This is a genomic window from Brevundimonas sp. KM4, from assembly GCF_000964075.1.
Taxonomy (GTDB): domain Bacteria; phylum Pseudomonadota; class Alphaproteobacteria; order Caulobacterales; family Caulobacteraceae; genus Brevundimonas; species Brevundimonas huaxiensis.
This window is the reverse complement of record NZ_JZRG01000020.1, coordinates 59,442-74,006: the sequence shown is the minus strand read 5'-3', so window position 1 is coordinate 74,006 and position 14,565 is coordinate 59,442. Positions and strand designations below refer to the sequence as shown.

The window sequence follows — 14,565 nt, the reverse complement described above, 5'->3', positions numbered from 1 at the left end:
CACTTTTACGGGGGAAGATCACCACGTTCAATCGGGTCACGACGGCGGTGGTGGTGCGGGCCAAGAAGGAAGGAATGCCGCTGGAGTCCTTTACGGTTCACGATCTCCGACGCACCGGCTCGACTTTGCTGAACGAACTCGGCTTCAACAGCGACTGGATCGAGAAGTGCTTGGCGCACGAGGATGGCCGATCCTCACGGGGCATCTACAACAAGGCGGAATATGAGCATCAGCGCCGGCACATGATCCAGGAATGGTCTAACATCGTGGACGCTTGGGTCGTGGGGGAGAAATACACGCCGACCCTTTATCCGCCGACAATGGACCTGCTTACGCCCGAGCCGGACGTTTGATGGGGCGGGTCTTGCGAAGCTGGACATTGGGCATGGGTGCGCGTTTCACGGTTTTCGCGCGCGAGGCGCGGCGGCGCTCCTCGAGCCAGGCTTCGACTTCGGCGAGGTCCCAGACCACGCAGCGAGACGTAAGATAGAAGCGCAGCGGAAATTCACCGCGCTGCTCCATGTCGTAGATGGTCGTGTCGGCCAACGGGACGATTTGCCGAAGCTCATGGCGCCGGATGGTCCGTGTCACGGCGAGAGGTTCTTGTGATTTCATCAGAGGACTCCGTCAGCCATTGGGTTCGACGGATAGAAGTCGATAGACGACGTTGAAAGAAAGCCCGGATTGAGGGGCGTAGAACAGTATCGCGCTCTGGCGTGCGTATCGGATAAGGCGCGGCCATCGCCGCGCCCAGCCAGACCTCCAATCGGTTCATTTGGATGATCGTCGATACCGGCCCTTCCGGCGTGAGCCGACGTAGCATATGAGACCAGCCACCTTGAGCGCGGCGATGTCCCGACGCGCGGTTTTCAGGCTAACCGCCCACATTGCCACAATATCCCGTGCGTCACTTCGACCTGCCGCGACTCGGTCGAGAAACCAGTGCTGCCGCTCGTTGAGTTCGGCCCGATCAGGGACATTTATGGGGTCGCGTTCAGGGACACGTTCAGGGACATTTTTCCGCGCGCCCGTTGCCGATCGTCCCCCTGCGGCTTCCCCGGCGGCATAGGCTTCGCGCGCTCTGACCAGGGAAATGCGATCCACTGGCCCGGTCAGCGGGATGGCTGCCGGCCCATCAATCAGGCCGAGAACGAAGGCCCTGATGACTGGGGACGAAACCACCAGCCGCAGGAAATAGACGCTGTCTGGCCCGTGCTGGCCTGAGAGCCAGTGCTTGACGGTTCGCTCGCTTGCGTCCGTCTGGCGCATGAGCTGCTTAATCGCGCGGCGACTGTCGCCATGCTCTTTGCGTAGCAGCTCAGCGATGGTCCGCGCATAGACTTCGCGTCCGCCAAGAACGCCTGTCCATAGGGGTAATTTCCTGCCCGTTTTCGGCAACATCTTCCGTTTTCTCCGCAGCTAAACTGTTCCAGTGCGGAGTGACGGCAGAGGCCCGTCATGCGCTGCGGCGGTAGGTCGCCCGGACCGCCGCAGGCAAGTTCGTGAGGCGTAATGTGATGAGCCGGAGAGACTACGATAATGATCGGTCAAAGCAGCCCGAACGTCCTCTTCGGGCTGCCGAATACGTCCGCATGTCGACGGATCATCAGAAGTATTCGACGGAAAACCAATCCGACGCGATCAAGCACTATGCCGAGGCGCGCGGAATCGAGATCGTCTGTACCTACGCCGACGAAGGAAAGAGCGGGCTCAGCGTCGATGGTCGTGATGCGTTCAAGCGGCTGATCGCGGACGTCGTGGAAGGCCGCGCCGACTTTGAGATGATTCTCGTCTACGACGTGAGCCGCTGGGGGCGCTTCCAGGACACCGACGAAAGCGCCTACTACGAATATATCTGCAAGCGCGCCGGCGTTCGTGTCCAATACTGCGCCGAACAGTTCGAGAATGACGGAAGCCCGATCGCGGCCATCATCAAGGGCGTGAAGAGCGCCATGGCCGGGGAATATAGCCGTGAGCTTTCCGTCAAGGTTTTCGCCGGCCAGGGGCGCCTGATCGAGAAAGGGTATCGTCAGGGAGGCCCGGCGGGTTTTGGACTACGGCGAACGCTCATCGATGAGCACGGCGCTATCAAGGGGTGTCTTGAACGCGGCGAGCAGAAGAGTCTCCAGACTGACCGCGTGATCCTGACACTCGGCCCGGCCGAGGAAGTCGATCTGGTTCGCGAAATCTACCGGGCGTTCGTCCATCAAGGGTATAGCGAGAGCGAGATCGCGGGCGATCTCAACAGGCGGGGTATTTCCACCGACCTTGGGCGACCCTGGACTAGGGGAACCGTCCACCAGATTCTCATCAACGAGAAATATGTCGGCGACAACGTATGGAACCGCCGCTCTTTCAAGCTGAAGAAGAAGCGCGTCCGGAACGATCCCGGTATGTGGATCAAGGCGCAGGATGCGTTTGCGGCCGTCATCGAACGCGAACTGTTCGAGGCGGCCAGGACCATCATCGGTGTGCGCTCCTTCCGGCTGAGCGACGAAGAGATGCTGCAATCTCTGAGGGCGCTTTATCAGCAAAAAGGTTTGCTCTCCGGCATCGTCATCGACGAATCCGATGGGATGCCGTCCAGCAGCGCCTACAGCTCCCGCTTTGGCAGCCTGCTTCGCGCCTACGGTCTCGTGGGCTTCACGCCGGATCGCGATTACCGCTACGTTGAAATCAACCGCGAACTGCGAAAGCTCCATCCCGGTATTCTTCGTGAGGTGCTCGACGGATTGCGGGCAACGGGCAGCGATGCCTGGCAGGATCTCGAGGCCGACCGGATAGTCGTCAACGGTGAGTTCAGCGTCTCGTTGGTGATCGCGCGGTGCATCGAGACGCCGACCGGGCTCCTTCGGTGGAACCTGCACTTCGATACCTCGCTCGCGCCCGACATCACGATTGTCGCGCGGATGGATAGAGCCAATCGCGCGCCGTTCGACTTTTATCTGTTCCCCCGCATTGACATGCTCTCCGAAAAGCTGCGGCTAGGAGAGGAGAATGCGCTCGCGCTCGATGCCTACCGCTTCGACGACCTTGAGCTTCTCTATGACATCGCCGCGCCTGTTCCTCTTGGGGAGGCCGCCTGATGCCTGCTGTTCGACCGAACAAGATCGAAATGATCCCTATCTCCCGAATCACGGTTCTGAACCCTCGCGCACGCAACAAGCGCCAGCATCGGGAGATCGTGAACAACATCGAAGCCATCGGCTTGAAGAGGCCGATCACGGTGAGCCGCCGCGATGGCGTAGGCGGGCCGAGATATGATCTCGTCTGTGGTGAGGGCCGGTTGGAAGCCTTCCAGATGCTTGGTCAGACCGAGATTCCGGCCGTGGTGATCGAGGCCAGCGAAAGCGAGTGCCTCGTCATGAGCCTGGTCGAGAATATCGCCCGGCGCACGCCGCGGCCCATCGACCTCATGAAGGAGATCGGCGCGCTACGATCTCGTGGCTTCAACGATGCTGCCATCGCAGAGAAGATCGGTGTCGGGGCATCCTGGGTGAACATGATTGCGTCGCTACTCGAGCGTGGCGAGGAACGGCTGGTGTCCGCCGTCGAAACCGGGCTCATTCCGATCACCTTGGCAATGGAGATTTCCAAAGCCGAAACGGAAGAGGCGCAGAACCTGCTCCTCGACGCCTATGAGACCGGCAAGCTTCGGGGCAAGAAACTCGCCGCGGTTCGTCGTCTGCTGGAAATGCGGATGCGCAGCCAGCGCAAGGGTGGATTGCCTGTCGGGCGGTTGGGCCGAAAGGGCACCGGCGTCCGTCGGATGACGGCCGCCGATCTCATGCAGGTCTATCAGCGGGAGGCGGAAAAGCAGCGTCTGCTGGTCAAAAAGTCGGACTTCACCCAGACCCGGCTGCTGTTCGTCGTCGAGGCGCTGAAGGATCTGCTCGGCAATGACGGTTTCATCAATCTGTTGAGGGCGGAGGGGCTGGCGACCATGCCACGCGCGCTCAAGGTCCGTGTGTCGGGAGACGGTCATGACTGAAGAACCGAAGGATCGGGATGACGGCCGTATCCATTTTGGGTTCGACCGCGATTTTCTGACGATCCCCGTCGCTGCGATCGTGCCGCTGAAGACGTTGCCGCCCGGCGCCAGGGAGAGCCGATCCTATTCGCAGGTGCTGAGTTCGATCAAAGCGATCGGCCTGATCGAAGCGCCCGTCGTCATGGCAGACGAAAAGAATGCCGGAACCTGGTTTCTCCTCGATGGTCATCTGCGGCTTGAGGCGCTGAAGGAACTCGGCATCTCCGAGGTCGAGTGCCTGCTTGCGGCTGACGACGACACCTACACCTACAACAAGCGCGTCAATCGCATACCGCCGATCCAGGAGCATCGGATGATCGTGCGGGCAATGGACCGGGGCGTGTCATCGACCGACATCGCCGCGGCCTTGAACCTTCAGGTCGAGTCTGTGCTGCGGCGTTTCCGGCTCCTGGAAGGGATCAGCCCCGAGGCGGCCGAGATGCTGAAGGATACGCCCTGTTCGATGAAGGTGTTCGACATCCTGCGCCAGATGACGTCGGTCAGGCAGATCGAAGCCGCGGACCTGATGATCGGTCAGAACAACTTCACGGTCATGTTTGCGCGCGCGCTGCGTGCGGCGACGTCCGAGAACCAACTCGCCGCCGCCCGCAAAGGAAAAGGGGGAGGCAAGCCAACGCCCTCGGGCCAGCAGATCGCCCGCATGGAACGTGAGTTGGCGGCGCTCCAGACCCAGGTGAAGTCGGTCGAGGAAACCTACGGGATCGACAATCTGCATCTGACCGTCGCCCGCGGCTATGTCGCCAAGCTGCTGGCGAACAACCGGGTGGTTCGTTGGCTGGCGACCCATCAACAGGACTATCTCAGCGAGTTTCAGAAGATCGCCGAGATCGACACGCTCGGCCCGATCGCGGAAACGCCGGGCGCCTGAGTCAGATATGGGGACCCGGACCCGATAAGCGCGGGGACCATGGGAGAAGCCGCACCGTGGGGCGGATCAAGCATGGTGGTGGGAATGGCGGCGAACCCGCATGAAGCCCACTAGGCTGGTCCACATATGGCCAGCCGCATGAGGGGGCGCTTCCCCCGCATGAGCAGGACGTGCGTGCCGGACGCGCCGGCCGGCACGCACGTTATTCATCGCGGTGCTTCTGTCGTGAGAATGCCGACAGATCGAGGGTCAATGCTTGCAGCGACCGCGTCGTTTCCACGTCGTGATGGGTCAGGAGATCGACAAGATCCTCCTGGTCCGGCTGCCCCAAAGCGAGGCGATAGAGCAGCCTCTGCGTCCTCAACTTTGCGAATCGATCAATATCGCGACTTTGGGGAAGCGCGAACAAATGTCGCTTCAGTTCCGCACCTTCCATCGCCCACCAGGGGCTGAGGCCGGTTTTGTCGTCCGCGAACGCCTTGTCGGCGTCGCGTGCGATGATGTCCCACGGCGACGATGCTTGGCCGCGTGCCTGCGCCAACGCTTGTTCGCCTAGTTTTCGGGCGAGCGGTTGTCGGACAGTCAGTCCGCCGAAGCGCTGGACGCGACCTTCGCGTTGCTCCAGGTCAACCGGACTGGAACAAAGATCCCAGTGGCCCAGCCGGTCGCACCAGCTATGGAAGTCGAGACCTTCCTGTCCGACAGAGGTCGTTGCCAGGACATGGGGCCAGAACGGCGTATTGAACGCGCTGCGGATTTCCTCAGAGCGCGCTGGTGGCGGTTCATTGACATCATGATCCTGCCGATGCGTCTCTGTCTCAGTGCCCCCAAACGGCACCGCAGCGTGACAGCGGATACGGATCTTGTCCTTTTTCTTCGTACCCTTGAACCCGAAAGTGCCCACGTTCGCTGCGAGCGCCGCCGACAGATCCTCGATCAGTCCATCAGGATTGACCTTGGATTTGCGCAGCCAGAAATGTTCGTCGAGGACGGCTTCCAGGCAGCCATCAACGCACGCATTCTGATATTTCTGCGTGGCGTCCTCACCGGGCAAGATCGACCAGAAAACGGGGCGATCCAGATAGGTGCGCAGCCTCGTCCAGCAGAAGCGCACAAGCCGCGCGAAATGCTGCTCCTGGTAATCGAAAAGCTCAGGAAGGTGGCGATAGAGTGCTCGGCCCGTCACGACGCCAGGGGCGCCGAGAGCCATATCCACCAGAGCCTCCAGCTCCCACCGGCTTAGCCAGGTGATCGCCTCGGCCTCTTGGCGCTGCTTGAGCAAGGTTTGAAGTGTTACATCCTTCGGGGCGACCCGCCCCCAGTTCTTCTGGACCGCCGCGAACTCCCGAGCCAGCGGCGCCTTTTGCGCGCGCTCAATGGCCGCGAGGATCGCCCACGCCGGTTTGCGCCGTCGGTTGTTTCGCGCATTCGGAGCCTCCGGCGCGATGGACGGGGGCAGCGCCTGAATAATCTGCTGCCGCGCCCTGGCCCGGATCTGCTTGATCGCAGCCTTGCCCTTCACATCTAGGGGATCGACAGCGCGGATCAGGAAAGGGCTCGGGTGAAACAGGGCGAGTGTGGGGCCTTGGTTCGGCTTCGGGTTCAAGTGGCGTTTCTTCCACGCGGCAGCGTAGGGAAGATTGCTTTTCGCCACGCATTTGCGCTCGACCTCAAGGCTGACAAGGGCTGCCAGGCTTTGCGGTGTGGCCCTGAACCGGCTGAAGATCAGCATCTTGGGCGATTGCGTTACCTTTGCCCATGGCCCGGAAGGCGCCCACCAAGTCAGCGACGGCAACACCCACGGGAGGGCAAGGGCCTCCGTTGGCACAAGGCCCTTGAGGGCACGGAGCTTGGCGCTTCCCCAACCCTCTTTGGGCGGCTTGAAGCAATTGGTGACTCCGAGCCGGGGGACGCTGCGCGTAGCCGGAAAATCTATGTCGCGAGAAATCTGGTATCGGTCCCCCAACGCTTGCGCAGGGAGTGGCACTGACAGCCAGTAGGCGATCGCGCTGCCTGCCAGCTTGGGCGACACATGGTCGGTGAAATGGCGATAGACGTCGAGATCGTGGGGCTCGATCCTTACGGACGGCGGCGCAGGCTCTCCGGCATGGTCGGAAACCGGACGCTCGGTCCGCGACATGAGCGGTGTGAGAAGCGCCTCAAGATGGTGCTTGAGTGCTTGCGCCTCTTGGATCGCCGCCGTGCGGCTATCGGGCGGCAGGTGGCCGATCAAATGCAACAGATCGCCAAAACGACGAAATTGGGATTCGGCCTTGGCGCGTACAGCCGACCCGCCCAGAAATTCGATAATCTCGAAAAATTCGACATGGGGGGCAGCCCCAGCGCCGTTTTCCCAGCGTTCGGCATAGAAACGGTAGGGCGTGGCGGACAGGAGGAGGATCGGCGGCGGCGTGCCGCCATCTGTTCCCGCCAGCAGTTGACGCGCCAGGGGATTATCGGCGCCTGCATTGAGCAGTTCGCGATAGCATTGGAACTCGTCGAAAATTACGAGATCGGGCGGGGCGGAATCCAGAGCGGCTTGAGCGAGCGCCTTCCGCATCCGGCCCAAGCTCTGACCATGTTTACTCGTATCGATCGCGTGCAGAATGTTTTCGCGGGCCGGCTTGCCAAATTCCGCGCGCAGCGCTCGGCCATAGGCCGCCTTGAAGAGAGCGGAGACATTGTCGAACTTGCCCTGAGCCTCCTCGCAGGCCCATCGCCAGCCGGACTTTGCGCCATATTCGATATAGCCTTCAGGAAAGGCGGCGGTCAGGCCGGGGTACAGTTCGTCCAACAGGAGCTTGATGAACGCGCGCTCGACGGCCTTTCCGCCGTAGAGGCGCTGCGAGCTGGAGAATGATGTGGTGGGTGTAAAGGCATAAAGCCGCAGCTTTCCCTTGCGCTTTTCCTCGAACGGAATGAGACCGACGCGGTCGATGATGGAGAGTGCGTCCTTGGCTTCGTCCTTCTCGAGGAAGCGCAGCAGTTCGACCTTGTTCTGGTCCGCGACTTTGAGCCCGCTCGTAATATAATAGACGGTAAACTTGCGCGCTTTGCTCGCCAGCGCCGCAAGCGTGTCTCGGGCGACGACGGTTTTTCCGAGGCCGACTTCGTCCGCGACAAGGAACCGGCGCAGTGGGTTGCCGCCCGACAGGGCGACAGTTGCAGCCTTGACCGTCGCGGCCTGGAAGGGTTTCGATCTTGCGCTCATGAGGCAAGCCGGGAGCGCGCGATGGCCCAGATCTGAGCGAGTTCGTTCAAGTCAGCTCTCTCCGCTTCGCTCAGATTTTCGCCGTGGGCGAGAAGCGCATCCACATAAGGCGCAAAATGGCGATCGACCCGGCCGAAGGCTTTTCGGTCGCGTGCCCAAGCCGTGAGAATATCCTCCAATGTGAGGCGTTCATAACCCAGGCTTTGGGGGCGGTTGCCCCGCGATCCGACATCTTCATCCCATGCACCGCCACCGACCGGAAGCGTGTCGCCGCCGAGCATCGCACGCATCCAGTCATGAAACGCGCGAAGCCCCATGTGGCTGGCCAGCGCGGCTAGATCCCGCTGCTCTTCGAGAGGCGGATCGACGGTGACGCGCTGCATCCATCGTAAAGCGCCGTCTGGGCCGCTTATCCGGACCTGAATGAAGGCAGACTGGAGTGACAACGGGATCGATCCAAGACCGAGGTTGAAGGCATCGGTCGGCCAAGGCAGCAGATCGCCATTTGCAGATCCGGCATGCAGCACATGGTCGGGGTAGGCGAGCGAAGGAACCGCTCGCGCGTCGATAGAGAAGCAATCCCCATCGCGGCGCAGAACCGGGTCCCAGGAGGCCATGAGCACCTTGCGCGACTCTTCCAGAGCATCGGCGGCACTTGTGCTGCGCAGGTCCGTGGCGGCGAGTTCCTCTATGGTGACAGGCGTCGCTTTACCGACCAGGAACGCCAGGCCGGAAGCGAACGCTTCGCCCGCCTCGAGTTCGACCATGATTTCCGAGTTGCGCCCCGACCACGCCCTTTCGGTCGCATTGGCGCTCCCGACCCTCAAGATGGTCTTCTCGCCCGAGTGGAAGCAGAAGATCTTTGCATGGAGCGCAAGGGGCGCCGGCTCCACATCATCTTCGGCCACAGGTTCGGTGCCGGGCAGAGCGAGCGTGGACTCGTCAGCAAGCACGTCGGGCGCCGCATAGGCCAGGATTTTCGAGAAATCCGTCAGCGAGGTTCTGGATCGGCTGGCTATTTCGGCAAGAGCCGGCATTGATGAAATCAGCGTCCTGGAACCAGCCGCCCCCCAGTTGCCCGCCTTTTTCAGAAAGCCGGGCGACAGGAACGGGCTGATGATCGTTATGCCATCGACCGCGCCGGATGGCGGCCCCGCTGGCAAGGGAACACCTTCATCCAGCCCATTGAGGAGGCCGCGTAGGCGAAAACCGTCTGGCGCATCCCACCAGATCGCCTCCAGTTGCTCCGAGATGTCATCGGCATCCTCGCGCGATGCGCAGCGTGCGAGAGTGCTCCCGAGAGCACCGACGCCAGGGAGCCGAACCCGCCCCTTCGCGCGCTTTTCGCTGCCGTCCAGCAAAACGCCGGCGTCGAGATCCTGAGATCGCGTGAGGTTCCGGCTGCCAATCCAGAGCTTCCAGCGGGTTTCCCCTTTGGGGCAGTTATAGGCAACCAAAGCAATCTTCGGATGCCAGCTACGCTCGTGTTCATCGTAGGGTTGCTCAACGATGAACTGATCGAGGATGCCCGCGATCCGGGGGAGAGCGACCGGGCGCGCGATCCGCCCGCGCTGGATGATGATCTTGACGTGATCGCGCAGCCTGTCGATCGCTTCGGCAAAATCGACGGCCGTTCCACTGCCCTTGTCATTGTTACGACCAATCAGGGCGAGCAACGCCGCGGCGACCGCAGACAGGTCGACCGAGTAGGTCGCGAACAACGCGAGCTTGACCGTCTCCAATCGCCCGGGCCGCAGTTCGTCGAGGTAGGGTTGGCCGTGCCAAGCTTGCCGATCGCTCATGCAACAGCTTCCAGATCACGCAGGAGCCGTTTCACATTCCCCCAGCGATAATGGAGCGGCTCGGCGCGACCATGGCGCTCGCCTTGCCATTCCATGCGCCGATCGACGCCGAACTGGTTGCTGGCGAGACGCGCGCGATCATCCTTCCTGCTGACCTCCGCCCGCGCATACACGTCGAGCAGCGGCATCGGATCCTTGTTATTTGCCCGAACCCAGGCCGAAGTTTCTTGCAAAACGCCCTCAACCGCAGGCGGGAGGTGCCCGATTTCGGCGAGAAACAGGTCCATATCCAGCCGGGCGGCCAGCCCGCCCCATTGCTCGACTGCGTCTTTCAGCGCGGCGCGGTGCAAATTTGGCTGTGGTCGCTTGTCGCGAGTTTCCTTGAGTGTCTCGACCTGAGCCGCATAAATTGCCCTGCCAATCGCGGATAGCGCCGCCGCCTGGCCGGCCCGCTTCAGCATGGCGGCCTCCTTACCGGCAAGTGCAAGAATTTCGCTGTCCCAGCAGTGATCGGCCTCGCCGAGAGGCTTTCCGACCAGCTTCGACAAGAGCGATGGCTCGCCCGGATCAGTCGGCGAGCGAACGGCGCGCAGCTTGGTTGCGAGATAAATCTGCTCCGGCGGCAAAAGGTCGAGTGTAAGCTTTCCTCCGCCATCCCAGTCGCCGGGGGCATCGATCAACCCCGAGATTGGCCAGGCCACTGTCTCGAAGGGCTTCCCGTCATCGTCATGGAGGGCGCGTTTGCCGGAGGCTGCCAGGAGCTTCGCCATATCCGGGCGGCTCCACGGCCGGCCATCAGGGCGGGCGCCGATCAGTCCCCATTTAGCGAGAGCCGTCCAATAGACATAGGCTGGCGGCTGGCTGATCACGCGGGGGAAGACTTCGCCTCCGATCACGCCATCTTTCTCACCGCCCACTCCATCGACATATTTGAGACGGCCGGTCAGCTCATGTTCGAGATCGGAGAAGGCTTGGCCAAAGTCCTTGGGGACAGGGCGCTTCGTCCGAAGGCTTTGGTAAAGCCAGGGGATAAGAAGCGCGTAGCGCAGCCGCGTGTGCAGAACCGACGTGCCGGGGAAGAAGTGATCGGCATAGCGCTGGTGGACGATGAGGAATCCGACCTCATCGCGCACCCCCGCTGCGCCGCCGAACATCATCTGCTCAGCCTGGCCCAGCGCCTTGCGCGACAAAAAGGTGAACCCAAAAGATGACACGAAGCCTGCCCCCACGGCGTGATAAAAACTTACATCTCAACAATATTGCGGATGCCCTACGGCATCATTCACTACCAATAATTTTCAGCCTCATGGCGCGGGTTTCGAGCAAATAGGTCTCGACTCCCGCAAGCAGGTGCAAGCCTTCTTCACCGATTGCTTGCCGGGATAGTCCAGGTTGCACGATGCGGACGTCGAACTCGAAGCGGTGATCTTGCCACCCGACCTTGAGTTTCTTGATCGCGGCGGCTGAGCCTTGTTCAATCCGAGAGCTGAGACCACGGTCCCGGCGTATCTTTTCGCGCCTCAACATGTGTTGAAGCATGCGGCCTGGCCGGTCGCGCCACCGAGCAGACTTCTGAGCCTGGCCGCAAACCTCGTAGAGGTCGCTGAGTCGCGCGCCTGGTGTATCCGCGCCCGAATACTTGCAGTGATACAGGGTCACGGAAACGACGCTGTCGGTTATTCGCAGCGCGACGACATCAGCGATCTCGCCTTTGCCATCATCGTCGAAGATCACATCATAGGGATCGGGGTCCGCCAACAGCGCGTCGATGACGAGACGTTGGACTGAGTCTTGGCGCTTGCTCGTGCCTTGCGACTCGACGCGGATATTGGCCTTCGACCAATCCCAGGCTTCGATCTTGTCGGACGGGTATGGCTCGATCGTTTCGCCTTCGGGCAGGGTGTAGAGATGGCTGTAGATGAGCAGCGAGCCATCGCCGAAGTCGATCTGTGGCGAATCCTCACCGAAGGATTCCGAAAGCGTCTGCACCTTGCTGCCTATCTTGATCGTCGCCTTGGGGCCGGCGCGCTGGGGGTAGCGGGCATGCCCGTCGCTGAAGACGATCTCGAACTCGGCCGCGTGCTCATCGCTCCGCACGGCGAAGCGCAGTGGTCCCGAACGAGCGTTATCGAGCAACTCGATATCGCATTCCGCGAAGGTTACGGGCTCATCGCCGAACGAGATCTCGATCCGCTCCTCGAACTGCGTGATCAAAGATTCAGGCCAATGGATCGCCACAGGCGGAACAGCCGGGCGCTGGCTGATCTGGTGGGGGCGCATCGCGCTTTTGAAGACGCCGTCGGTCGTGATGCTGGGATCGTTCACCGTGCGGCCGACATCCTGACACCAGTCCACCCAGTCGGTCAGGTCATGGACCTTGGCGCTGGACCAGAACTTGCCCTTCGCCGAGCAGCCGCGTGAGGCCGGCACGCCGTCGAGAAAGCCGGTGGCGAAGATGTTGTTCTTGATCCGCGACTGGGATTTTGCGCTGTCGAGGCCGTCGGCGACGTCCACGCCCATATACATCGAATAGCGGACGCCGCGCCCCTGATGGTGGGTGAGGCCGAGGTTGCGCAGGATGAGCCGCTTGAAACCGTGGAGGCTGCGGAACACCTCCTCGCCTTCCACGCGGCGCGTCGTATCGCCGCAAACCGCCTTTGCCAGGCGGTCGAACGGTCCCTTGGCGGAACTGCTGATATAGAGCAGGCCACTGGCCTGATCCCAGTGGAGCATGTGCAGATCCCAGGTGACGTTCACTGCCTGCTGCGCCGAGGTCCAGCGCGCCTGTTCCTCAGCCCGAGTCACGAAGATCGCGACCCGTTGATGCGGGTTCAGTTTCATGCCGAGATAGACGCCGGGATTGTAGAGTTCCTCCGCGCGGAACGGATCCCAGGCGTCACAGGACGTTCGGTAGAGGACCGCGTTCATTTTCGGCTCGAGGGTCTGGAGCGGAATGTCGCTTAGATCCCCCGAAAAGCCTTTGAACATCTCGGCGCGGCGAACCTGGCGTTCGATCTTTGCCGAACTGAGCGCCTCCACCAGCGCGTTCCAGTCGGCGTCCTCGGCGTAGAGCTTGGCCAGCGCACGATCGACATCGTCGATGCCGGTATTGGCGATCACCGTCGCATCACCCAGGGTTGGATCCTGGCGGGTGAAGCGGCCGACGAACTGGATCGTCACCGCCACGCTCTTGTGATGATCGTGCAATGCAGCGATCTTCAGCTCGGGCAGGTCGAAGCCCTCGCCGAGCATATCGACGCATACGATGATCCGGCTCTCAAAGCGGCGTAACGCTGCCAGATTTTCGCGCCGCTCCTTCAGCGATTGCTGGCTGTGGACGATGACAGGCCGGTAGTCCGGATAGGCCGCCGCATAGAGACTATGCAGGTGTTTGGCGCGTTCGATGGTGCTGCAACGGGCCATCGCCAGATGGTTGAGGCCGGCGTCCAGGTCCGAGGCGAGCACTTCGCCGAGCTTGTCGATGATCGCCTGGTCGGCGTCGGCTTGATCCAGCCCGAATACAGCCTCGAAGCGGATCGGCTTGAAATAACCTTCCTGCTGCGCCTTCTTCAGCGGGTAGGTGTAGATGAACTCCCCATCGACGCGGCCACCATCCTCACGAAACGGGGTGGCGGTGAACTGGATCACCGGAATGGGCGGCTCGTGCTCGGCGAAGAGCCCGCGAAAGGACTTCCACGTCCGTGCCCCGATGTGATGCGCCTCGTCGATAAAAAGTGCGGAGGCACGGGCCGCCATCCGTTCCTGCACCGGCGCCTCGGCGCGGCCCGCGATCTGCATCGTGGTGACGACGACATTGGCGCTGTCGAAGATTTCATCGACTTCGGCTTCGCTCGCCGGAATGTGCGAGAGCCGCATGACCAACGGAAAGGCTGCGGTCTCATCGAGACATTTCTGCTGCTTCAGGACGCCGAAGGTCTCGAACTTGCCCGCGATCTGCTCGCGTAGAGCATCGGTGGGGACCACCACCAGGAGGCGCTCGAACCGCCGGTTGGCATTGAGCGCCAGCATAGTCTCGGTCTTGCCCGTACCCGTCGGCATGACGATGGTGGCCGGGTCCGTCGATCGCGTCGCATGGGCAAGCGCGGCATGAAGCGCGCCGATCTGGGGCCGCCGCAAGCCAGGCTGCGCCGGCACACCATCGGCCGCAGCCCGTCCTTCGCGCAAATGAATGGCGTCGATCCAGGAGGCAGAAACCGCCTGGAGCCGCTCGACGCGCGCGGAACGATCCAGCGTGTCGATGCCGATCGGCAAAGCATTCATCCACCGGCCTGCACCCAGTTCGAGTGCTTCGACGATCTGTTCCGGCTCCATTGCCCCGGGCACGAGCAGAATGAGATCGGCCTCCAGCGGCGTGGCCGTCTTTGCGCTGATGACCTTCAGAATTTCGCCGGATTCCAGGGTTGTCTCGTAACCATTGACGCGGCGGATGGCGAATGGGCGAAGCCGGCAACGCACCCGGCGCGCAGGAACGGCCAACTGACGAACCGGGCTCCCCAGCACCTTGCCGTCGATGACAAGCCGGGCCGGCAAGAGCAGTTCGACCTCGGGATTGAAAAGGTCGTCCTGGTTGGGGCCGTTGGAGCGCGTGCGGGAGGCCATCGGGTCGCCTTCC

General features: G+C 61.8%; 10 protein-coding genes. 4 read left to right on the top strand and 6 right to left on the bottom strand.

Annotation, left to right across the window (positions count from 1 at the left end; translation table 11 throughout):
* On the top strand, positions 1-353 hold a 353-nt coding region (locus VH88_RS11705; RefSeq protein WP_045811418.1), incomplete at its 5' end, for a tyrosine-type recombinase/integrase.
* Here VH88_RS11705 and VH88_RS11700 read toward each other — a convergent pair.
* A complete protein-coding gene (locus VH88_RS11700) occupies positions 331-615 on the bottom strand; it encodes an AlpA family transcriptional regulator (RefSeq protein ID WP_045811417.1) in 285 nt (94 codons plus the stop codon). The genes VH88_RS11705 and VH88_RS11700 overlap by 23 nt on opposite strands.
* Positions 616-771: 156 nt before the next feature.
* Positions 772-1,401, bottom strand: coding sequence for a hypothetical protein (locus tag VH88_RS15730; protein ID WP_082064470.1), 630 nt, complete (start codon positions 1,399-1,401; stop codon positions 772-774).
* A gap of 116 nt (positions 1,402-1,517) precedes the next feature.
* On the opposite strand from VH88_RS15730, the gene VH88_RS11690 reads away from it, so the two are divergent.
* The 3 genes from VH88_RS11690 to VH88_RS11680 are packed head-to-tail and all read left to right on the top strand — an operon-like array spanning position 1,518 to position 4,919.
* Positions 1,518-3,086 (top strand): recombinase family protein, encoded by a 1,569-nt coding sequence (locus VH88_RS11690; RefSeq protein WP_197071071.1) that lies wholly within the window; start codon positions 1,518-1,520, stop codon positions 3,084-3,086.
* Positions 3,086-3,991, top strand: a complete 906-nt coding sequence (locus VH88_RS11685; protein ID WP_045811414.1) for a plasmid partitioning protein RepB C-terminal domain-containing protein — start codon at positions 3,086-3,088, stop codon at positions 3,989-3,991. Before VH88_RS11690 ends, VH88_RS11685 begins: the two co-directional genes overlap by 1 nt.
* Complete coding sequence (locus VH88_RS11680; protein ID WP_045811413.1) at positions 3,984-4,919, top strand: plasmid partitioning protein RepB C-terminal domain-containing protein; 936 nt, start codon at positions 3,984-3,986, stop codon at positions 4,917-4,919. The genes VH88_RS11685 and VH88_RS11680 overlap by 8 nt, the downstream gene beginning before the upstream one ends.
* Before the next feature lie 202 nt (positions 4,920-5,121).
* Here the strand turns inward: VH88_RS11680 and VH88_RS11675 are convergent, their stop codons facing one another.
* The 4 genes from VH88_RS11675 to VH88_RS11660 form a co-directional block, all read right to left on the bottom strand.
* A complete protein-coding gene (locus tag VH88_RS11675; protein WP_045811412.1) occupies positions 5,122-8,130 on the bottom strand; it encodes a helicase in 3,009 nt (1,002 codons plus the stop codon).
* The gene (locus VH88_RS11670; protein WP_045811411.1) at positions 8,127-9,932 is read right to left on the bottom strand and encodes a phospholipase D family protein; all 1,806 of its coding nucleotides are present in this window, start codon (positions 9,930-9,932) and stop codon (positions 8,127-8,129) included. Before VH88_RS11670 ends, VH88_RS11675 begins: the two co-directional genes overlap by 4 nt.
* On the bottom strand, positions 9,929-11,122 hold the full coding sequence (locus tag VH88_RS11665) for a DUF6361 family protein (RefSeq protein ID WP_231576666.1): 1,194 nt from the start codon (positions 11,120-11,122) through the stop codon (positions 9,929-9,931). The genes VH88_RS11670 and VH88_RS11665 overlap by 4 nt, the downstream gene beginning before the upstream one ends.
* An 88-nt stretch (positions 11,123-11,210) precedes the next feature.
* Positions 11,211-14,552 carry a DEAD/DEAH box helicase gene (locus tag VH88_RS11660; RefSeq protein WP_045811410.1) on the bottom strand — a complete coding sequence of 1,114 codons (3,342 nt, stop codon included), beginning with the start codon at positions 14,550-14,552 and terminating at the stop codon, positions 11,211-11,213.
* Positions 14,553-14,565: the final 13 nt, after the last annotated feature.

Bases quoted from the DNA above. Each gene is read 5' to 3' on its own strand.
- VH88_RS15730 (WP_082064470.1), bottom strand. From the start codon at position 1,401: ATGTTGCCGAAAACGGGCAGGAAATTACCCCTATGGACAGGCGTTCTT.
- VH88_RS11670 (WP_045811411.1), bottom strand. From the start codon at position 9,932: ATGAGCGATCGGCAAGCTTGGCACGGCCAACCCTACCTCGACGAACTG.
- VH88_RS11690 (WP_197071071.1), top strand. From the start codon at position 1,518: ATGAGCCGGAGAGACTACGATAATGATCGGTCAAAGCAGCCCGAACGT.
- VH88_RS11660 (WP_045811410.1), bottom strand. From the start codon at position 14,552: ATGGCCTCCCGCACGCGCTCCAACGGCCCCAACCAGGACGACCTTTTC.
- VH88_RS11700 (WP_045811417.1), bottom strand. From the start codon at position 615: ATGAAATCACAAGAACCTCTCGCCGTGACACGGACCATCCGGCGCCAT.
- VH88_RS11685 (WP_045811414.1), top strand. From the start codon at position 3,086: ATGCCTGCTGTTCGACCGAACAAGATCGAAATGATCCCTATCTCCCGA.
- VH88_RS11680 (WP_045811413.1), top strand. From the start codon at position 3,984: ATGACTGAAGAACCGAAGGATCGGGATGACGGCCGTATCCATTTTGGG.
- VH88_RS11675 (WP_045811412.1), bottom strand. From the start codon at position 8,130: ATGAGCGCAAGATCGAAACCCTTCCAGGCCGCGACGGTCAAGGCTGCA.